Source organism: Mesorhizobium sp. CNPSo 4688 (assembly GCF_057784295.1).
On the sequence record NZ_JBWLUY010000042.1, the window covers coordinates 1 to 21,330 of the forward strand.

A 21,330-nucleotide genomic window follows, 5' to 3' on the forward strand; every position below is an offset into this window, starting at 1 on the left:
CCGGAAGGCACCGAGATGGTGATGCCCGGCGACAACATCACGGTCGATGTCGAGCTGATCGTGCCGATCGCCATGGAAGAGAAGCTGCGCTTCGCCATCCGTGAAGGCGGCCGCACCGTCGGTGCCGGCATCGTCGTCACCATCAAAGAATAATCGAGCCCGGCATCGGCCGGATCGACAGGGAAAGGGCGGTCTTCGGACCGCCCTTTTTCGTTGGCTCATGGCCGGATGTATCTGTTTTGGTGTCTCAATCTCTGTTGCAAGTCTCCCGGCCTATACTAGTATAGGTTGCTATTGAGGGGCTTGGTCGGATGGTTCCACGGCACCGTTTTCAGGGTTGGGCGTGCCGGGCACTGGGGCTGATCTGCCTGGTGTCGCTGCTTGCCATGGGCAGTGCCGGTTTGGCGGGTCAGACAAAGAACCCGGAGCCGGACCCGGACGCGCCGATGCGGTTCGTCGTCGTGCGCAGCGATGCGCCGGGCTGCGAGCCGACCTGTCCGGAATGGATATCGGCCGAGGGAGCGATAACGGCCAAGTCGCCGGCACTGCTCAAGGCTGCCCTGAAAACGCTCGGCCGCCGCAAATTGCCGATCGTCGTCAACTCGCCCGGCGGCGATGTCGATGCGGCCATCGCCATGGGCCGTACGATCCGCAAGAACAAGGTCGACATCGCGGTCGGCCGGACCTGGTTTGTCGGCTGCGAGCCGGGGGAGAAGAACTGCAAGGAGAACGACGCCAGAGGTTCGCACTATATCGGCAACCCCTATGTGCTCGGCAGCTACTGCGCGTCCGCATGCCCGATGATGCTGGCCGGCGGCACCAGGCGCCTGGTCGGGCCGCTGGCCTATCTCGGCGTCCACCAGATCACGACCACGGTCGTGCAAATGAACGTGCAGTATGAAGTCCGCTATCGCGTCGTGAAAGGCAAGAAGCGGGTCATCAGCAAGAAGGTCGTCAGCCGCAAGAATGCCGGCAGCTACAAGACTTACGAAATGAGCAAGAAGGTCGAGCGCAAGCTGGCCACCTATTTCAAGGAGATGGGTGTCGACCTCAGCGTGGTCGAAACGATGAAGAGCACGCCGGCCAGCGACATCCAACAGATCGACCTTAGCGACATGCTGACGATGAAGCTGGTCACCAGCGTGAACGCAGTGGATTTGCTGACCAGCGCAAGCCTGTGTACGCTGGACCTTCCGGCCCCGAATTGCCGCGAAATACCGGCGAACAAGCCAGCCGGCGGCCTGCCGGCCGTGGCCACGGCAGCGCCGCTGCCGGTGAAGCCGGAAACCGCGCAGCACGATGACGGCATGCGCTTTGTCGTGGTTCGCGGCAGCAACCCGCTCTGCAACCCCGACTGCCCGGAGTGGATTGCGGCGCAAGGCGCGATTACGCCTCAGACACCGCAGAAGCTCAGCCAATTGCTGGCCACACTTGGCAACCGACGGCTGCCCGTGGTGATCAGCTCGCGAGGCGGTGATCTCTCCGGCGCCCTGGCGGCGGGGCGGATCATCCATGAAAAGAAACTCGACGTTGCCGTTGCCCGCACCGATTTCGTCGGCTGCGACCCGGCGCAGTGGAATTGCCTGGCCAAGGACGGCGCCTATGCCGGACTGAGCGTCGACGGGGACGGCGACTGCGATTCGGCCTGCGCGCTCATGCTGGCAGGCGGCGCCAGACGGCTCGTCGGTCCGCAGGCGCGGCTCAGCCTCTATCTGATGGGGCAGAAACAGACGGTCAAAGCCTATCTCGACGAGATGGCCATAAGCCCGGCTCTGTTCACGGCGCTGCAGGGCAGTTCGGTCGAGCGTCAGCTCGAACCTGACATGATGCTGAAGGTTGGGCTTACGACCGGGCGTCAGTCGGTGGATGCGCTGACGGGTTCCAGCATCTGCAAGTCGGCGCCGAAACCTGAGAATTGCCGCGTGGTAGCGTCGTCCAACGCGCAGGCCGAAGCGCCCGCCAAATTGTAGAGGGTGGCGGCTTCACGAACTCGCCATCGAGGCAGGTTGAGTGAGGCGCGATTTTTCCGCTATCGTCTCTTGCGGCGCCGGGGCTGGCGAGGATCGAAAATGAGCCAGGATATCCCGACACTCTACGAATGGGCCGGCGGCATCGAGGCGCTCAACCGGCTGACCCAGACTTTCTATGACAGCGTGGTGCGCGACCCGGTTGTCGGCCCGGTGTTCAAGCACATGTCACCTGACCATCCGGCTCATGTCGCGGCTTTCATCGGCGAGGTCTTCGGCGGACCCAAAACCTATAGCGAAGAGCATGGCGGCCATCGCGAGATGGTCATGCATCATCTGGGCAAGCATTTGACGGAAGAACAGCGCCGCCGCTGGATCAGCCTGCTTGCCGATGCCGCCGACGCGGTCGGGCTGCCCGACGATCCCGAATTCCGCTCCGCCTTCATGGGTTATGTCGAGTGGGGATCGCGGCTGGCCAAGATGAACTCCACCCTTGGCGAGACCTGCGACCCGGAGACCGAACCGATGCCGGCCTGGGGCTGGGGTGTGCCGGGCGGGCCGTACAAGCCGCCGGCCGGGGGGTGAGCGCCGGCAAGCGGCCTCAGACGAAAAAAGCGCGATCGACAGGGAAGACCTGGCGACTACCTGGACGGATTTCCGGCGAAGGATATGAAAGCGCGTCAGACCACTCTTTACAGCGCGCCCGGAAGCTTTTAGGAAGCGCCTGCGCCGACAAGCGCATCGTACGGGCATAGCTCAGTTGGTAGAGCGGCGGTCTCCAAAACCGCAGGTCGTAGGTTCGAGCCCTGCTGCCCGTGCCATTTTCTCAAATGGCGATTCACGAACGAACTCGGTCCCGTGCCCCGCATTGAAAAATGGCAGGTGGCTTGCCATATTAGGGAAACTGAGGCATAAGGCCCACATAGCCGGGACGGGACGACTGGATGGTTCCGAGGCGGCGTTTGGTCATAAAGCGGACACTTGCCACTTGCGTGGATCAAGAATCGGTTTTATGTAGACACAACAGACACGCGACGCGTGGAGCTGGGAAGCCGGCTTTACGCGTCCGATTTGCATGGGCGAAATGGTTGCGCTGATTCGGCGCCGACTTGAAACCCAGGCGGCACGTCCCGGCCAGCGGGATCATCCAGGAGACCCGGCCAACGGGTCTTGAAGACAGAGCGGCATATGGCTTCGAAAACCACAAATCCTTTCGTCTTTCTCCAGCAGGTCCGCGCGGAGACCGCCAAGGTGACTTGGCCCTCGCGCCGGGAGACGATGATCTCGACGGTGATGGTGCTCGTGTTTGCGGTCATCGCGATGATCTTTTTCTTCACCGCCGACGTGGCCATGGGCTACGCGATCGAGCGGTTATTGAGCCTCGGCCATTAAGTCCGGCGATTACGGAGAAGTCTTGAAATGACCGCGCGGTGGTACATCGTCCACGCCTATTCGAACTTTGAAAAAAAGGTCGCCGAGGACATTGAGAACAAGGCCAAGCAGAAGGGCCTGTCCGCCGATATCGAGCAGATCGTGGTGCCGACCGAGAAGGTCGTCGAGATCCGCCGCGGCCGCAAGGTCGATGCCGAGCGCAAGTTCTTTCCGGGCTATGTGCTGCTGAAGGCCAATCTGACCGACGCGGTGTTTTCGCTGGTCAAGAATACGCCGAAGGTTACCGGCTTCCTCGGTGACTCCAAGCCGGTGCCGATCACGGAAGCCGAGGCGCAGCGGATTCTGAACCAGGTCCAGGAAGGCGTCGAGCGGCCCAAGCCCTCGGTCACCTTCGAGATCGGCGAGGCGATCCGCGTTTCGGACGGTCCGTTCGCGTCGTTCAACGGTTTCGTTCAGGAAGTGGACGAGGAGCGGGCGCGGCTCAAGGTGGAAGTTTCGATCTTCGGGCGCGCCGTGCCCGTCGATCTGGAATTCGGACAGGTCGAAAAGGGCTGATCCGAAAAACCCCATGCCGGTTCGCCGGCAAGGGGAGGCGGCGCGAAAATGCGCGGCCATGAACGGGTGGGAGGCGAATGTGGCTTTAGCCGGCCGCGCGAACCGCACCACCAGACTGCAACCGCCGGCATTCCCCGATAGTGGGATCGGCATGAGACAAAGGCAGGAAAGAGATGGCTAAGAAAATTGCAGGCCAGCTCAAGCTCCAGGTTGCCGCGGGCTCGGCTACGCCGTCGCCCCCGATCGGCCCGGCGCTTGGTCAGCGCGGCATCAACATCATGGAATTCTGCAAGGCGTTCAACGCGCAGACCCAGGAAATGGAAAAGGGATCGCCGATTCCGGTCGTCATCACCTACTACCAGGACAAGTCGTTCACCTTCGTCATGAAGACGCCGCCGGTGAGCTACTTCCTGAAGAAGGCTGCGAACCTGAAGTCGGGCTCCAAGGAGCCGGGCAAGGTCAAGGTTGGCACGATCGGCCGCGACAAGGTGCGCGCCATCGCCGAGCAGAAGATGAAGGATCTGAACGCAAACGACGTCGAAGCGGCCATGCGCATGGTCGAGGGCTCCGCCCGTTCGATGGGTCTGGAAGTGGTGGGCTGAGATCATGGCAAAACTTGCAAAGCGTGTATCGAAGACCCGCGAAGGCATCGACCCCAACAAGGCTTATGCCCTGGGTGAAGCGCTGAAGCTGCTCAAGGACCGTTCGACAGTGAAGTTCGACGAGACCATCGAAGTCGCGATGAACCTCGGCGTCGACCCGCGTCATGCCGACCAGATGGTTCGCGGCGTGGTCAACCTGCCGAACGGCACCGGCCGCTCGGTCCGTGTCGCCGTGTTCGCACGTGGCGACAAGGCCGAGGAAGCCAAGGCCGCCGGCGCCGACATCGTCGGGGCCGAGGATCTGGTCGAGATCGTCCAGAAGGGCAAGATCGACTTCGATCGCTGCATCGCCACACCGGACATGATGCCGCTGGTCGGCCGTCTAGGCAAGGTGCTCGGCCCGCGCGGCATGATGCCGAACCCGAAGGTCGGCACCGTCACCACCGACGTCGCAGCCGCCGTCAAGGCATCGAAGGGCGGCGCTGTCGAGTTCCGTGTCGAGAAGGCCGGTATCGTGCAGGCCGGCGTCGGCAAGGTCTCGTTCGACGTCAAGGCGCTGGAAGAAAACATCCGCGCTTTCGCCGATGCCGTGACCAAGGCGAAGCCGGCTGGCGCCAAGGGCAACTACGTCAAGAAGGTGTCGGTCACCTCGACGATGGGCCCGGGCCTCAAGCTCGACGTCTCGACGCTCGCAGCGTCCTGATACGAACATTTGGATCGGCCGCTAAAGCGCTGATCCGCAAGTGAATTCCGGGCCTCCGACTTGTCGGCGGCCCGGTACCGGAAGCCGAGAGGTTTCCGGACATCCTGTCCGAGATTGCAGGCGGCCCAGAAGCCTTAATTGAATTGGGCCTGCATGAGACGGGTGAAAACCTGACAACGGAGCGACAAGCTCCAATGAAAGGTTCGAACCGTGTTTGCCTTTTGTCTGCGCATCGCCGGCTTGCCGTCGATGTGGCGAAAGGGGGCAGGATCCTCGAGCGTCGTTCGGGAGATCCGTTACTGGATGGCCCGGCCGGCAAAAAGGCAACCCGACGCCTGTCCTCTAAATGGGAATGTTCCCATTGATGGGGCAGGGGTCAACTGGAGATAGGCAGTGGACAGAGCGGAAAAACGCGAACTCGTCACGGGCCTGAATGGCGCTTTTGCAGGCGCTGGTTCAGTCGTCGTGGCCCACTACGCCGGTATCACCGTCGCGCAAATGAACGACCTTCGGTCGAAAATGCGCGCTGCCGGTGGCACCGTCAAAGTCGCGAAGAACCGTCTCGCCAAAATCGCTCTTCAGGGCACGGACTCCGCATCGATCATCGACCTGTTCAAGGGACAGACGCTGATCGCTTATTCGGAGGATCCGATTGCGGCGCCGAAGGTCGCGTCCGATTTCGCCAAGGGAAATGACAAGTTGGTCATTCTCGGCGGCGCAATGGGCACCACCTCGCTCAACGCCGACGGTGTGAAGGCACTCGCCACACTTCCGTCGCTCGATGAGCTGCGCGCCAAGCTGGTTGGCATGATCGCCACGCCGGCAACCCGGATCGCCCAGATCGTCAATGCGCCAGCGGCTTCGGTCGCGCGCGTCATCGGCGCTTACGCCCGGAAGGACGAGGCGGCATGAGGCCGTTCCTCGCTATCACAAACACACGTTCGAACCTGATGAAGGAATACAACAATGGCTGATCTGGCAAAGATCGTAGACGACCTTTCGAAGCTGACCGTCCTCGAGGCGGCCGAGCTGTCGAAGCTTCTTGAAGAAAAGTGGGGCGTTTCGGCTGCTGCTCCGGTGGCGGTTGCCGCTGCTGGCGGCGGTGCCGCTGCTGCTGCCCCGGCCGAGGAAAAGACGGAATTCGACGTCGTCCTCACCGAGGCAGGCGCTCAGAAGATCAACGTCATCAAGGAAGTCCGCGCCATCACCGGCCTGGGCCTCAAGGAAGCCAAGGATCTGGTCGAAGCAGCTCCGAAGCCGGTCAAGGAAGGCGTTTCCAAGGCTGACGCTGAGAAGTTCAAGGCCCAGCTGGAAGCAGCCGGCGCCAAGGTCGACCTGAAGTAAGCGTAAAGCGGCGGGCGGCCTCGCGCCGTCCGCCACTCCCTTCGTGTCAAGGGAGAACGCGTAGCGCGAGATGTACGGGAACCTCTTTCCTGAGGGCCGAAACCGGCCTTCAGGAAACGGGTTTTCTCCCGTTTTAGCCGGCAGCCTGCCGGAGAAACAGACAGAGGGCCGCTGCCCAGGCGGCTCAGTATGCAAGGCGAGCCGCGGCGAGGCTCGTCCCGAGTTTAGAGCTAAGGAGCGACGATGGCCCAGACCCAGACTTTCAATGGCCGCAGACGCGTACGCAAGTTCTTCGGAAAGATCCCGGAAGTTGCGGAGATGCCGAACCTGATCGAGGTTCAAAAGGCATCCTATGACCAGTTCCTGATGGTGGACGAGCCCAAGGGCGGCCGTCCGGACGAAGGGCTGCAGGCTGTTTTCAAGTCGGTCTTCCCGATCTCCGATTTTTCCGGCTCCTCGATGCTGGAGTTCGTGAAGTACGAGTTCGAAGGACCGAAATTCGACGTTGACGAATGCCGTCAGCGCGACCTGACCTATGCCGCGCCGCTGAAGGTGACGCTGCGCCTCATCGTGTTCGATATTGACGAGGATACCGGCGCCAAGTCGATCAAGGACATCAAGGAGCAGGACGTCTACATGGGCGACATGCCGCTCATGACCTTGAACGGCACCTTCATCGTCAATGGCACCGAGCGCGTCATCGTCTCGCAGATGCACCGTTCGCCGGGCGTCTTCTTCGACCATGACAAGGGTAAGTCGCACTCGTCGGGCAAGCTTTTGTTTGCCGCGCGTGTCATCCCCTATCGCGGTTCGTGGCTCGACATAGAGTTCGATTCCAAGGACGTCGTGCACGCCCGCATCGACCGCCGCCGCAAGATTCCGGTGACGTCGCTGTTGATGGCGCTTGGCATGGACGGCGAAGAGATCCTGTCGACCTTCTACAACAAGATCACCTACAAGCGCGCCGGCGACCACTGGCGCATTCCGTTCAACGTGGAGCGTTTCCGCGGCCTCAAGGCTGTCGGCGACCTGGTCGATGCCGACACCGGCGAGATCGTCGTTGAGCAGGGCAAGAAGATCACCGCCCGCCAGGCAAGGGCGCTTGGCGAAAAGGGTCTGAAGGCGATCAAGGCGACCGACGAGGATCTGCTCGGCAATTACCTGGCCGAGGACATCGTCAACTACGGCACCGGCGAGATCTTCCTCGAAGCCGGCGACGAGATCGACGAGAAGACGCTGAAGGTGCTGCTCGGCACCGGCGAACAGGAGATCAAGGTTCTCGACATCGACCACGTCAATGTCGGCGCCTATATCCGCAACACGCTCAACGTCGACAAGAACGAGAGCCGCCAGGACGCGCTGTTCGACATCTACCGTGTCATGCGCCCGGGCGAGCCGCCGACGCTGGAAACCGCCGAAGCCATGTTCAACTCGCTGTTCTTCGACAGCGAGCGCTACGATTTGTCGGCCGTCGGCCGCGTCAAGATGAACATGCGCCTTGAGCTCAAGGCCGAGGACACTGTGCGCGTGCTGCGCAAGGACGACATCCTGGCCGTGGTCAAGACGCTGGTCGAACTGCGCGACGGCAAGGGCGAGATCGACGACATCGACAATCTCGGCAACCGCCGCGTGCGTTCTGTCGGCGAGCTGATGGAGAACCAGTACCGCGTCGGCCTGCTGCGCATGGAGCGCGCGATCAAGGAGCGTATGTCCTCGATCGAGATCGATACGGTGATGCCGCAGGACCTGATCAACGCCAAGCCCGCGGCTGCCGCCGTGCGCGAGTTCTTCGGTTCCTCGCAGCTGTCGCAGTTCATGGACCAGACCAACCCGCTGTCGGAGATCACCCACAAGCGCCGCCTGTCGGCGCTTGGACCGGGCGGTCTGACCCGCGAGCGCGCCGGCTTCGAGGTGCGCGACGTGCACCCGACGCATTACGGCCGCATCTGCCCGATCGAGACGCCGGAAGGCCCGAATATCGGTCTGATCAACTCGCTGGCGACCTTCGCGCGCGTCAACAAGTACGGCTTCATCGAAAGCCCGTACCGCAAGATCGTCAACGGCAAGCTGACCAATGAGGTCGTCTATCTCTCCGCTATGGAAGAGTCCAAGCACCACGTTGCGCAGGCCAATGCCGAACTCGACAAGAACGGTGGTTTCGTCGACGAATTCGTCATTTGCCGCAGCGCCGGCGAAGTGATGATGGCGCCGCGCGAAAACGTCGATCTGATGGACGTGTCGCCGAAGCAGATGGTGTCTGTAGCCGCGGCCCTGATCCCGTTCCTCGAGAACGACGACGCCAACCGCGCGCTGATGGGCTCCAACATGCAGCGTCAGGCCGTGCCTCTGGTGCGCGCCGAAGCGCCGTTTGTCGGCACCGGCATGGAGCCGATCGTTGCCCGTGACTCGGGCGCCGCCATCGGCGCCCGCCGCGGCGGCATCGTCGACCAGGTGGACGCGACGCGTATCGTCATCCGCGCCACGGAAGATCTCGATCCCGGCAAGTCGGGCGTCGACATCTACCGGCTGATGAAGTTCCAGCGTTCGAACCAGAACACCTGCATCAACCAGCGTCCGCTGGTGCGCATGGGCGACCGCGTCAACAAGGGCGACATCATCGCCGACGGTCCGTCGACCGAGCTTGGCGATCTGGCGCTCGGCCGCAACGTGCTGGTCGCGTTCATGCCGTGGAACGGCTACAACTACGAGGACTCGATCCTGCTCTCCGAGCGCATCGTGGCCGACGACGTCTTCACCTCGATCCACATCGAGGAGTTCGAAGTCATGGCCCGCGACACCAAGCTCGGACCGGAGGAAATCACGCGCGACATTCCGAACGTTTCGGAAGAAGCGCTGAAGAACCTCGACGAAGCCGGCATCGTCTATATCGGCGCGGAAGTGCAGCCGGGCGACATCCTGGTCGGCAAGATCACGCCGAAGGGCGAAAGCCCGATGACGCCGGAAGAAAAGCTCCTGCGCGCCATCTTCGGTGAAAAGGCGTCGGACGTTCGCGACACGTCGATGCGCATGCCTCCGGGCACCTTCGGCACCGTTGTCGAAGTGCGCGTCTTCAACCGTCACGGCGTCGAGAAGGACGAGCGCGCCATGGCGATCGAACGCGAGGAGATCGAACGCCTCGCCAAGGACCGCGACGACGAGCAGGCGATCCTCGACCGCAACGTCTATTCGCGCCTTTCCGACGTCCTCGTCGGCAAGGAAGCGATTGCCGGACCGAAGGGCTTCAAGAAGGGCTCGAAGCTGTCGAAGGACACGCTGGACGAGTATCCGCGTTCGCAGTGGTGGCAGTTTGCGGTGGAGAATGAAAAGCTCCAGAGCGAACTGGAAGCGCTGCGTGGCCAGTACGACGACTCCAAGAAGGCGCTCGAGCAGCGTTTCATGGACAAGGTCGAGAAGGTGCAGCGCGGCGACGAAATGCCTCCGGGCGTCATGAAGATGGTCAAGGTCTTCGTGGCCGTGAAGCGCAAGATGCAGCCGGGCGACAAGATGGCCGGCCGTCACGGCAACAAGGGTGTCGTGTCGCGCATCGTTCCGGTCGAGGACATGCCTTTCCTCGAGGACGGCACGCATGCCGATATCGTGCTCAACCCGCTGGGTGTGCCGAGCCGCATGAATGTCGGCCAGATCCTGGAAACGCATCTGGGCTGGGCATGCGCGGGCATGGGCAAGAAGATCGGCGAGCTGATCGACGCGTACAAGACGGCTGGAGACATCAAGCCGCTGCGCAAGACGCTCGAGAGCTTCATCCCTGCCAACGACCGCAACGAGCCGGTCCGCGAGTATGACGACGAGAGCATCGTTCGCCTCAGCGAGCAGATGCGCCGCGGCGTATCCATCGCGACACCGGTGTTCGACGGCGCGCATGAGGTCGACATCAACATCATGCTGGAGCAGGCGGGCCTGCACACCAGCGGTCAGTCGCAGCTCTATGACGGACGCACCGGCGAGCCGTTCGATCGCAAGGTGACGATGGGCTATATCTATATGCTCAAGCTTCACCACCTGGTGGACGACAAGATCCACGCGCGTTCGATCGGTCCGTACTCGCTCGTTACCCAGCAGCCGCTGGGCGGCAAGGCGCAGTTCGGCGGCCAGCGCTTCGGCGAAATGGAGGTCTGGGCGCTGGAAGCCTACGGCGCCGCCTACACGCTGCAGGAAATGCTGACGGTGAAGTCGGACGACGTCGCCGGCCGCACCAAGGTCTACGAGGCGATCGTGCGCGGCGACGACACGTTCGAAGCCGGCATTCCGGAGAGCTTCAACGTGCTCGTCAAGGAAATGCGGTCTCTCGGCCTCAATGTCGAGCTGGAGAACACCAAGCTCGACGACAACCCTGTCCGGCTGCCCGACGCGGCCGAGTAAAAACAAGACATCCGGTCGCGGGAGCCCGCGGCCGGATGCACCAAATTCTACGGCCGGTGGGCCGACCACTCAGCGGGCATTTGGCCCGCGTTAGATGCAAGGGGTTTTCGAGGACCCCGAAAAGGAGAACGGCATGAACCAAGAGGTCATGAATCTCTTCAATCCGCAGGCGCCGGCGCAGGTGTTCGATTCCATCCGGATATCGCTCGCCAGCCCTGAGAAGATTCTGTCCTGGTCGTTCGGCGAGATCAAGAAGCCGGAGACCATTAACTACCGCACCTTCAAGCCGGAGCGTGACGGTCTGTTCTGCGCGCGCATTTTTGGCCCGATCAAGGACTATGAATGCCTGTGCGGCAAGTACAAGCGCATGAAGTACAAGGGCGTCATCTGCGAGAAGTGCGGCGTCGAAGTCACGCTGTCGCGCGTTCGCCGCGAGCGCATGGGCCATATCGAGCTGGCAGCACCGGTCGCTCACATCTGGTTCCTGAAGTCGCTGCCGTCGCGCATCGGCACGCTGCTCGACATGACGCTCAAGGACATCGAGCGCGTCCTCTACTTCGAGAACTACATCGTCACCGAGCCTGGCCTCACCGCGCTGAAGGAGCACCAGCTGCTCAGCGAGGAAGAGTACATGATCGCCGTCGACGAGTATGGCGAGGACTCGTTCACCGCCATGATCGGCGCCGAGGCCATTCATGACCTCCTGGCCGGCATGGACCTGGAGAAGATCGCCGGCGACCTGCGTTCGGAACTGGCTTCGACCACGTCCGAGCTGAAGCAGAAGAAGTATCTGAAGCGGCTCAAGGTCGTCGAGAACTTCATGGAATCCGGCAACCGTCCGGAATGGATGATCATGAAGGTGGTTCCGGTGATCCCGCCGGACCTGCGCCCGCTTGTCCCGCTGGACGGCGGCCGTTTCGCTACGTCCGACCTGAACGATCTCTATCGCCGCGTCATCAACCGCAACAACCGCCTGAAGCGGCTGATCGAACTGCGCGCGCCCGGCATCATCGTGCGCAATGAAAAGCGCATGCTGCAGGAAGCTGTCGACGCACTGTTCGACAACGGCCGTCGCGGCCGCGTCATCACCGGCGCCAACAAGCGTCCGTTGAAGTCGCTGTCCGATATGTTGAAGGGCAAGCAGGGCCGGTTCCGCCAGAACCTGCTCGGCAAGCGCGTCGACTATTCGGGCCGTTCGGTCATCGTCACCGGTCCGGAGCTCAAGCTGCACCAGTGCGGCCTGCCCAAGAAGATGGCGCTCGAACTGTTCAAGCCCTTCATCTACGCCCGCCTCGACGCCAAGGGTTTCTCCTCGACCGTCAAGCAGGCCAAGAAGCTGGTCGAGAAAGAGCGTCCGGAAGTCTGGGATATCCTCGACGAGGTCATCCGCGAGCATCCGGTTCTGTTGAACCGCGCGCCGACGCTGCACCGCCTGGGCATCCAGGCGTTCGAGCCGATCCTGATCGAAGGCAAGGCGATCCAGCTGCATCCGCTGGTCTGCACGGCCTTCAACGCCGACTTCGACGGCGATCAGATGGCTGTTCACGTGCCGCTGTCGCTCGAGGCTCAGCTTGAAGCCCGCGTGCTGATGATGTCGACCAACAACATCCTGCACCCGGCTTCCGGCGCGCCGATCATCGTGCCGTCGCAGGACATGGTCCTGGGTCTCTACTATCTCTCGATCGTGAACCAGAACGAGCCGGGCGAAGGCATGGTGTTTGCCGACATGGGCGAACTCCAGCATGCGCTCGAGACCAAGGCTGTCACCCTGCACGCCAAGATCAAGGGTCGTTTCCGGTCGGTCGACGCCGAAGGCAAGGTCGTGTCGAAGATCTACGACACCACGCCTGGCCGCATGATCATCGGCGAACTTCTGCCGAAGAACGTCAACGTGCCTTACGAGACCGCCAACCAGGAGATGACCAAGAAGAACATCTCCAAGATGATCGACACCGTCTACCGCCATTGCGGTCAGAAGGAGACGGTCATTTTCTGCGACCGCATCATGGCTCTCGGCTTCGGCCATGCCTGCCGCGCCGGCATTTCGTTCGGCAAGGACGACATGCTGATCCCGGACGCCAAGATCAAGCTGGTCTCCGACACCGAGGCTTTGGCCAAGGAATACGAGCAGCAGTACAATGACGGTCTGATCACGCAGGGCGAGAAGTACAACAAGGTCGTCGACGCCTGGGCCAAGTGCTCGGAAAAGGTCGCCGACGAAATGATGGCCCGCATCAAGGCGGTCGAGTTCGAGGACAATGGCCGTCAGAAGCCGATGAACTCGATCTACATGATGTCGCATTCGGGTGCGCGTGGTTCGCCCACCCAGATGCGCCAGCTCGCCGGCATGCGCGGCCTGATGGCCAAGCCGTCGGGTGAAATCATCGAGACGCCGATCATCTCGAACTTCAAGGAAGGCCTGACCGTGCTCGAGTACTTCAACTCGACCCACGGCGCCCGCAAGGGTCTGGCCGACACCGCCTTGAAGACGGCGAACTCGGGTTACCTCACCCGTCGTCTGGTCGACGTGGCGCAGGACTGCATCGTCAACTCCGTGGATTGCGGCACCGACAAGGGCCTCACCATGCAGCCGATCGTCGATGCCGGTCAGGTCGTCGCTTCGGTCGGCCAGCGCGTGCTGGGCCGTACCGCGCTCGACGACATCAACCATCCGGTGACCGGCGAGGTTCTGGTCAAGGCCGGAACGCTGATGGACGAGCGTGACGTGGAGCAGATCGAAAAGGCCGGCGTGCAGTCGGTCCGCATCCGTTCGGCACTGACCTGCGAAGTCAGGGTCGGCGTCTGCGCGGTCTGCTACGGACGCGATCTGGCCCGCGGCACCCCGGTCAACCAGGGCGAAGCCGTCGGCGTCATCGCGGCGCAGTCGATCGGCGAGCCGGGCACCCAGCTCACCATGCGTACCTTCCACATGGGCGGTACGGCGCAGGTGGTGGATAGTTCGTTCCTTGAGGCCTCTTATGAGGGCAAGGTCGAGATCCGCAACCGCAACGTGGTGCGCAACTCGGACGGCCAGCAGATGGTCATGGGCCGCAACATGGCGGTGCTGATCCTCGATGAGGCCGGCAAGGAACGCGCCACGCACCGTGTCACCTATGGTTCGCGTATCTTCGTGGACGATGGCGACAAGGTGAAGCGCGGCCAGCGTATCGCCGAGTGGGATCCCTATACCCGCCCGGTCCTCACCGAAATCGAGGGCAAGGTGGCGTATGAGGATCTGGTCGACGGCATTTCCGTTCAGGAAACGGCCGACGAGTCGACCGGCATCACCAAGCGTGAGGTCATCGACTGGCGTTCGACGCCGCGCGGCAACGACTTGAAGCCGGCAATTGCCATCCTGGATGGCAAGGGCAAGGTCGGCAAGCTGTCGAAGGGCGGCGACGCCCGCTTCCTGCTCTCGGTCGAGGCCATTCTCTCGGTCGAGCCGGGTTCGCAGGTTCGCCCCGGCGACGTGCTGGCGCGTATCCCGATGGAAAGCGCCAAGACCAAGGACATCACCGGCGGTCTGCCGCGTGTTGCCGAACTGTTCGAGGCACGTCGTCCGAAGGATCACGCCATCATCGCCGAGATCGATGGCACGATCCGCTTCGGCCGCGACTACAAGAACAAGCGCCGCATCATCATCGAGCCGCATGACTCGACGCTTGAGCCGGTCGAATACCTGATCCCGAAGGGCAAGCCGTTCCATCTCCAGGACGGCGACGTCATCGAGAAGGGCGACTACATCCTCGACGGCAATCCGGCACCGCACGACATCCTGGCGATCAAGGGCGTGGAAGCTCTCGCTTCCTACCTCGTGAACGAAATCCAGGAAGTCTACCGCCTGCAGGGCGTGTCGATCAACGACAAGCACATCGAGGTGATCGTTCGCCAGATGCTGCAGAAGGTCGAGATCACCACGCAGGGCGACTCGACCTACATTCCGGGCGACCACGTCGACGTGATCGAACTGGAAGAGGTCAACGAGCGCCTGATCGAGGACGGCAAGAAGCCGGCCGAAGGTCAGCCGGTGCTGCTCGGCATCACCAAAGCCTCGCTGCAGACGCCGTCCTTCATCTCGGCCGCCTCCTTCCAGGAGACGACCAGGGTGCTGACGGAAGCTGCGGTTGCCGGCAAGACCGACATGCTGCAGGGCCTGAAGGAAAACGTCATTGTCGGCCGGCTGATCCCGGCCGGTACTGGCGGCACGATGAGCCAGATCCGGCGCATCGCCACCTCGCGCGACGAGCTGATCATCGACGAGCGCCGCAAGGCCTCCGGTGTCGAAGTCGCCGATCCGATGCTGACCGACATGGTCAACGCCGCACAGTAAGCGCGGTCGGACGAGAAGAAGGAAAGGGGCCAAGTGGCCCCTTTTCGCGTTTTGGCCTTACGAAAGAGGAAGAACCATGACCAACAAGACCTGGACGGCTGTCGACGACTACATCGTCTCCTCGCTGTTCGAAGCGGATCCCGTGCTTGACGCGGTGATCGCAACCAATCGCAAACAGGGCCTGCCGGCGATCGACGTCTCGGCCGCGCAGGGCAAGCTGCTGTCGCTTCTGGTGCGCATCAGCAGTGCCAGGAAGGTGCTGGAGATCGGCACGCTTGGCGGCTACTCGACCATCTGGATGGCAAGGGGGCTGCCGGCCGAAGGCAAGGTCGTGACGCTTGAACTCGATCCACACCACGCAAAGGTCGCGCGCTCGAATTTCGAGCGGGCAGGGGTGTCGGACAAGGTCGACCTGCGAACCGGTCCGGCGCTGCAGTCGCTTGAGACGTTGGCTGCTGAAAATGCCGGTCCGTTCGACCTGATCTTCATCGACGCCGACAAGCCGAACAATCCCAACTATCTGTCATGGGCGATGCGGCTGTCGCGGCCAGGCACAGTTATCATCTGCGACAACGTCGTCCGAGACGGTACGGTGCTCAACGACGATGGCCGTGACGCCTATGTCGAAGGCGCGCGCGCAGCGTTCTCCTTCATCGGCGGTGAGAAGCGCCTGGACGGCACCGCCATCCAGACCGTCGGCGCCAAGGGCTATGACGGCTTTGCCATTGCGATCGTCGAGTAAGGCTATCGGCAGCGGGGTCTGTCGCTCAGCTCAGTCGAAGAACGCTTCCACCACATTGCGCTTGCCGAGCATAAAGGCGTCGGCGACGTGCTGGAGGGGTGCCAGGTCGACATCGGAAATGCCGGCGCGCACGGTCTCGGCGAAGCGGCGGTAGAGTTCAGGATATTCGGCCTCCGGCTCGTCGTGAACCACCTTGCCGTCGACGGCCAGCCTGGTGCCGCCGCCGGACAGCACCATCTTGCCTTTATCGGTGTCTGCCAGGATGTCCCAGCTCTGCGGGCCGGTCTGCAGCCAGTCGAGTTCCATCGTCACCGGCAACCCATCGGAGGTGCGGAAATTGACATGGGCGGCAACCGGAGAGGCGCGGTTTTCGGGAAAGTCGAGCACCGCCGAGGTGATGAACATTGCCGGCAGGATGTGTGTCACGATCGACAGCGCGTTGATGCCGGGATCGAAGACACCGAAACCGCCCGGAGCCCAGATCCAGTCCTGGTTCGGGTGCCAGCGGCGGACATCTTCCTTCCAGACGATTGCCGCCGAGCTGATTTTGGCTGAGCTCAGAAATGTCCGCGCGGCCTCCACCGCCGGCGCGTAGCGCGAATGCCAGCTGGCGAACAGCGTAACCCCATTAGCTTGCGCCAGCCGCTTCAGATCCTCGACCTCGCTGACGGTGGCGCCCGGCGGCTTTTCGAGGAAGACATGCTTTTTCGCGATCAGTGCCGTGCGCGCAGCGTCGTAGCGATACTGCGGTGGCATGCACAGCGACACGGCCTCGAGTTCAGGCACCGCGTCGAGCATCGCCTCTATGGTCGGGAAGTTCGGGATATCATCGACCTTGCCGTGCCGGCTGGCGGCGGCGATCAGGCGGTAATCCCCATCTTTGGCCACCGCCGGCAGATGCTGATCGCGCACGATCTTGCCCACGCCGACGATGCCGAGCTTGATGGGACCATTGTTGGAGGACATGGGGACTCCGCAGATTGGAATTTGGGCTGTTCTTAAGTTGCCTGGTTCTTAGCAGAGAACCGGTGCCGGGCAAGCCGGCGAGGTGACAAGTGCGAGCCGAACCCGATTCTCAGGCTTACAGCGGGACCTCGAACGTCACGATCGATACTTCGCCTTCGAGTGCGCCCTGGAAGGCCGACAGATGCGGCTCATCGTCGGGCTCGCCCTCCATGTCGCCGATCTGGTCGAGCTCGGCCTCGGCATAGCCTTCGGCGGCGAGCGATTCGAGGGCACGGCGCACGGCCGAATCGTCGTCGGGGGCAACCAGCATCACATGGACGCCTTCCGGCTTGCCGCCCTTCTTTTTCCAGACGCGGCCGGTGATGATGGTGACCGGGCGCTCCTCATTGTCGTTCACGGGCTGATTCCTCTTGAGATTCGGGCGGGCAAGGGGTTTGGGGCTGTCCATGGCGCCTTTTGCCACGAAGCGGCGGTGCAGGACAGCCGCAAGCCGGTCACTTTCTTCCTTCCCCTTGCAAACTTAAGAAAGAAAATTACATGCGTTTTTCGCATGGCTGCCAAGCCTTGGTCAGCGCGCAATATTTGGCGTGCCGGGGTTGACGGTTCACGGTCTTGCGAGTAGAAGCCGCCCAGTCAGAACCGATGTGAGGCTCTCCCTTCCGAAGCGACACGCTTTGGAGTTTGCCTCAAACAGGGTTCGTTTTACGAGCGAAAAGACATTTCCGGCGCGCATGAGGCGGTTTCCGCTTCCTCTGCATTTTGTTCGGGCAGGACCGCGAGGCGCGGTTTATGGCCCGAAATTTGCGTATGGAATTGACGCTTTGAGCGGCCCTGACCGGGCGAGACACGGAATTGAGAGACAAGAGGGTTTAATGCCTACCGTCAACCAGCTGATCCGCAAGCCGCGCATTGCGCCGGTGAAGCGCAACAAGGTCCCGGCCATGCAGCAGAACCCGCAGAAGCGGGGCGTCTGCACGCGCGTCTATACAACGACGCCGAAGAAGCCGAACTCGGCACTGCGCAAGGTGGCCAAGATCCGCCTGACCAACGGCTTTGAAGTGATCGGCTACATCCCCGGCGAAGGTCACAACCTTCAGGAACACTCCGTGGTCATGATCCGCGGCGGTCGCGTCAAGGATCTTCCGGGCGTGCGCTACCACATCATCCGCGGCGTGCTCGACACGCAGGGCGTGAAGAACCGCAAGCAGCGCCGTTCGAAATACGGTGCGAAGCGTCCGAAGTAAGGTTTTCCGGCTTCGGCGCTTTTTTTGACAGCGCCGGGCTATGAGAGATTGAGAGACAAAAGCCATGTCCCGTCGTCACAGTGCAGAAAAGCGTGAGATCAACCCGGATCCGAAGTTCGGCGATCTGATCGTTACCAAGTTCATGAACGCCGTCATGTATGACGGCAAGAAGTCGGTCGCCGAGACCATCGTCTACGGCGCGCTCGACCAGGTTCAGTCGAAGACCAAGCAGGAGCCGGTCACCGTCTTCCATCAGGCGCTCGACAATGTCGCGCCGCATGTGGAAGTCCGGTCGCGTCGCGTCGGCGGCGCCACCTACCAGGTTCCGGTCGATGTGCGCCCCGAGCGCCGTCAGGCCCTGGCGATCCGCTGGCTGATTGCAGCCGCGCGCAACCGCAACGAGACCACGATGGTCGACCGCCTCTCCGGCGAGCTGATGGACGCGGCCAACAACCGCGGCACGGCCGTGAAGAAGCGTGAAGACACCCACAAGATGGCAGAAGCCAACCGCGCTTTCGCGCACTACCGCTGGTAAGCGCGAACGAGACTGAGAAGGCATCCACGATGGCCCGCGAATATAAAATCGAAGACTACCGCAATTTCGGTATCATGGCGCATATTGACGCCGGCAAGACGACGACCACCGAGCGCGTCCTCTATTACACGGGCAAGTCGCACAAGATCGGCGAAGTGCACGACGGCGCTGCCACCATGGACTGGATGGAGCAGGAGCAGGAACGCGGCATCACCATCACGTCGGCCGCCACCACGACCTTCTGGAAGGGCCGTGACGGCAAGATGTACCGCTTCAACATCATCGACACTCCCGGACACGTCGACTTCACCATCGAAGTCGAGCGTTCGCTGCGCGTGCTCGACGGCGCCATTGCGCTGCTCGACGCCAATGCCGGTGTCGAGCCGCAGACCGAGACTGTCTGGCGCCAGGCCGACAAGTATCGCGTTCCGCGCATGATCTTCTGCAACAAGATGGACAAGATCGGTGCCGACTTCTACCGCTCGGTCGAGATGATCGGTTCGCGCCTCGGTGCGCATGCCGTCGTCATGCAGCTGCCGATCGGCGCCGAGACCGAGTTCAAGGGTGTCGTCGACCTCGTCGAGATGAACGCGCTGGTCTGGCGCGACGAGACGCTGGGCGCTGCCTGGGACGTCGTCGAGATCCCGGCCGACCTCAAGGCGCGAGCCGAGGAATTCCGCGAGAAGATGATCGAAGCCGCCGTCGAAATGGACGAGACGGCGCTTGAAAATTACCTCGAAGGCAAGATGCCTTCGAATGACGAGATCCGCGCGCTGATCCGCAAGGGTACGATCGCGGTCAAGTTCTTCCCGATGTTCTGTGGCTCGGCTTTCAAGAACAAGGGCGTGCAGCCGCTGCTCGACGCCGTCGTCGAATATCTGCCGTCGCCGGCCGATGTTCCTGCCATCAAGGGTGTCGACGCCAAGACCGACGCCGAGATCGAGCGTCATGCGGACGACAACGAGCCGCTGTCGATGCTGGCCTTCAAGATCATGAACGACCCGTTCGTCGGCTCGCTGACCTTTGCCCGCATCTATTCGGGCAAGCTGACCAAGGGCGTCTCGCTCGACAACACCGTCAAGGGCAAGAAAGAGCGCATCGGCCGCATGCTGCAGATGCATGCGAATTCGCGCGCCGACGTCGAAGAGGCTTTTGCCGGCGACATCGTCGCCCTGGCTGGCCTGAAGGACACGACCACCGGCGATACGCTCAGCGATCCGCTGCACCCGGTCATCCTCGAGCGCATGGAATTCCCCGATCCGGTCATCCAGATCGCCATCGAACCGAAGACCAAGAACGACCAGGAAAAGATGGGCCTCGCCCTCCACCGCCTGGCCGCCGAGGATCCGTCCTTCCGCGTCAAGACCGACGAGGAAAGCGGCCAGACCATCATCTCGGGCATGGGTGAGCTTCACCTCGACATCATCGTCGACCGCATGCGTCGCGAGTTCAAGGTTGAGGCCAATGTTGGCGCGCCGCAGGTGGCTTATCGCGAGACGATCACCCGCAAGCACGAGCAGGACTACACGCACAAGAAGCAGACCGGCGGTACCGGTCAGTTCGCTCGCGTCAAGCTGCTGTTCGAGCCGAATCCGGAGAGCTCGGAGTTCGAGTTCGAATCGAAGATCGTCGGCGGTGCGGTTCCGAAGGAATACATCCCGGGTGTCGAAAAGGGCATCAACAGCGTCATGACGTCCGGCCCGTTCGCCGGCTTCCCGATGATCGGCGTCAAGGCGACGCTCATCGACGGCGCTTACCACGATGTCGACTCCTCGGTGCTCGCCTTCGAAATCGCCGGCCGCGCCTGCTTCCGTGAAGCTGCGCCCAAGCTTGGCGTGCAGCTGCTCGAGCCGATCATGAAGGTCGAAGTCGTGACGCCGGAAGATTATGTCGGCAGCGTCATCGGCGACCTGAACGGCCGTCGTGGCCAGATCCAGGGCCAGGAAGCGCGTGGCGTGGCTGTCGTGATCAACGCGATGGTGCCGCTGGCCAACATGTTCAAGTACGTCGACAACCTGCGCTCGATGAGCCAGGGCCGCGCGGCCTACACGATGCAGTTCGATCACTACGAGCCTGTGCCGACCGCGGTCGCCCAGGAAGTCCAGAAGAAATACGCGTAACCCGAACGGGTTGCAGCGGTAACTTAATTCAAGGCCCGTATGGGCGAGCAGATTGGAGAAATCACATGGCAAAAGGTAAATTCGAGCGCACTAAGCCTCATGTGAACATCGGCACGATTGGTCACGTCGACCATGGCAAGACGTCGCTGACGGCGGCGATCACGAAGTATTTTGGCGAATACAAGCGCTACGACCAGATCGATGCGGCGCCCGAAGAGAAGGCCCGCGGCATCACCATTTCGACGGCGCACGTCGAATACGAGACGGCCAACCGCCACTATGCCCACGTCGACTGCCCCGGCCACGCCGACTATGTGAAGAACATGATCACCGGTCCCGCGCAGATGGACGGCGCGATCCTGGTGGTTTCGGCTGCCGACGGCCCGATGCCGCAGACCCGCGAGCACATCCTGCTTGCCCGTCAGGTCGGCGTGCCGTCGATCGTTGTGT

General features: G+C 62.1%; 18 protein-coding genes and 1 tRNA gene. 17 read left to right on the forward strand and 2 right to left on the reverse strand.

Translation table 11 applies throughout. From position 1 onward, the window contains the following. The 13 genes from AC04SH_RS33530 to AC04SH_RS33590 form a co-directional block, all read left to right on the forward strand. Nucleotides 1–153: EF-Tu C-terminal domain-related protein (locus tag AC04SH_RS33530; RefSeq protein WP_477278374.1), on the forward strand; the 153-nt coding region annotated here is incomplete at its 5' end. Between the two features lie 158 nt (nt 154–311). Continuing rightward, complete coding sequence (locus tag AC04SH_RS33535; protein WP_488577954.1) at nt 312–1,970, forward strand: COG3904 family protein; 1,659 nt, start codon at nt 312–314, stop codon at nt 1,968–1,970. Between the two features lie 99 nt (nt 1,971–2,069). Continuing rightward, a complete protein-coding gene (locus AC04SH_RS33540; RefSeq protein WP_488577955.1) occupies nt 2,070–2,552 on the forward strand; it encodes a group II truncated hemoglobin in 483 nt (160 codons plus the stop codon). Nucleotides 2,553–2,712: 160 nt separating this feature from the next. After that, nucleotides 2,713–2,788 (forward strand) — tRNA-Trp (locus tag AC04SH_RS33545). Nucleotides 2,789–3,155: 367 nt separating this feature from the next. Beyond that, nucleotides 3,156–3,359 carry a preprotein translocase subunit SecE gene (gene secE / locus AC04SH_RS33550; RefSeq protein ID WP_023667439.1) on the forward strand — a complete coding sequence of 68 codons (204 nt, stop codon included), beginning with the start codon at nt 3,156–3,158 and terminating at the stop codon, nt 3,357–3,359. A 27-nt stretch (nt 3,360–3,386) separates the two neighbouring features. Beyond that, a complete protein-coding gene (gene nusG / locus AC04SH_RS33555) occupies nt 3,387–3,914 on the forward strand; it encodes a transcription termination/antitermination protein NusG (RefSeq protein ID WP_006333333.1) in 528 nt (175 codons plus the stop codon). 173 nt (nt 3,915–4,087) lie between these two features. Continuing rightward, nucleotides 4,088–4,516 (forward strand): 50S ribosomal protein L11, encoded by a 429-nt coding sequence (gene rplK, locus AC04SH_RS33560; RefSeq protein WP_112566731.1) that lies wholly within the window; start codon nt 4,088–4,090, stop codon nt 4,514–4,516. A gap of 4 nt (nt 4,517–4,520) precedes the next feature. Next, nucleotides 4,521–5,219 carry a 50S ribosomal protein L1 gene (gene rplA / locus AC04SH_RS33565; protein ID WP_488577956.1) on the forward strand — a complete coding sequence of 233 codons (699 nt, stop codon included), beginning with the start codon at nt 4,521–4,523 and terminating at the stop codon, nt 5,217–5,219. A 393-nt stretch (nt 5,220–5,612) separates the two neighbouring features. Next, nucleotides 5,613–6,131 carry a 50S ribosomal protein L10 gene (gene rplJ, locus AC04SH_RS33570; protein ID WP_112566726.1) on the forward strand — a complete coding sequence of 173 codons (519 nt, stop codon included), beginning with the start codon at nt 5,613–5,615 and terminating at the stop codon, nt 6,129–6,131. 54 nt (nt 6,132–6,185) lie between these two features. Then, on the forward strand, nt 6,186–6,563 hold the full coding sequence (gene rplL / locus AC04SH_RS33575; protein WP_091586446.1) for a 50S ribosomal protein L7/L12: 378 nt from the start codon (nt 6,186–6,188) through the stop codon (nt 6,561–6,563). 243 nt (nt 6,564–6,806) lie between these two features. Next, nucleotides 6,807–10,943, forward strand: coding sequence for a DNA-directed RNA polymerase subunit beta (rpoB, locus tag AC04SH_RS33580; RefSeq protein ID WP_112566723.1), 4,137 nt, complete (start codon nt 6,807–6,809; stop codon nt 10,941–10,943). Between the two features lie 133 nt (nt 10,944–11,076). After that, a complete protein-coding gene (gene rpoC, locus AC04SH_RS33585; protein WP_477239361.1) occupies nt 11,077–15,273 on the forward strand; it encodes a DNA-directed RNA polymerase subunit beta' in 4,197 nt (1,398 codons plus the stop codon). 76 nt (nt 15,274–15,349) lie between these two features. Further along, nucleotides 15,350–16,015 (forward strand): O-methyltransferase, encoded by a 666-nt coding sequence (locus AC04SH_RS33590; RefSeq protein WP_488577957.1) that lies wholly within the window; start codon nt 15,350–15,352, stop codon nt 16,013–16,015. A gap of 30 nt (nt 16,016–16,045) precedes the next feature. On the opposite strand, the gene AC04SH_RS33595 is transcribed toward AC04SH_RS33590, so the two are convergent. Together AC04SH_RS33595 and AC04SH_RS33600 are read right to left on the reverse strand one after the other, a co-directional pair. Further along, nucleotides 16,046–16,981: a Gfo/Idh/MocA family protein gene (locus AC04SH_RS33595; protein ID WP_477239365.1), complete on the reverse strand. Its 936-nt coding sequence runs from the start codon at nt 16,979–16,981 to the stop codon at nt 16,046–16,048. A gap of 115 nt (nt 16,982–17,096) precedes the next feature. Continuing rightward, nucleotides 17,097–17,378: a transcriptional regulator gene (locus AC04SH_RS33600; protein WP_112566715.1), complete on the reverse strand. Its 282-nt coding sequence runs from the start codon at nt 17,376–17,378 to the stop codon at nt 17,097–17,099. 475 nt (nt 17,379–17,853) lie between these two features. On the opposite strand from AC04SH_RS33600, the gene rpsL reads away from it, so the two are divergent. From rpsL to AC04SH_RS33620, 4 genes are all read left to right on the forward strand, one after another. After that, nucleotides 17,854–18,225, forward strand: a complete 372-nt coding sequence (gene rpsL / locus AC04SH_RS33605; protein WP_006333356.1) for a 30S ribosomal protein S12 — start codon at nt 17,854–17,856, stop codon at nt 18,223–18,225. A 64-nt stretch (nt 18,226–18,289) separates the two neighbouring features. Continuing rightward, nucleotides 18,290–18,760, forward strand: a complete 471-nt coding sequence (gene rpsG / locus AC04SH_RS33610; RefSeq protein ID WP_008875664.1) for a 30S ribosomal protein S7 — start codon at nt 18,290–18,292, stop codon at nt 18,758–18,760. A gap of 29 nt (nt 18,761–18,789) precedes the next feature. Beyond that, entirely contained in the window at nt 18,790–20,880 is a 2,091-nt protein-coding gene (gene fusA, locus AC04SH_RS33615; RefSeq protein ID WP_112566712.1) for an elongation factor G, read from the forward strand. A gap of 65 nt (nt 20,881–20,945) precedes the next feature. Further along, nucleotides 20,946–21,330, forward strand: a 385-nt coding sequence (locus tag AC04SH_RS33620; protein ID WP_488577958.1) for a GTP-binding protein, incomplete at its 3' end; no start/stop codon positions are given.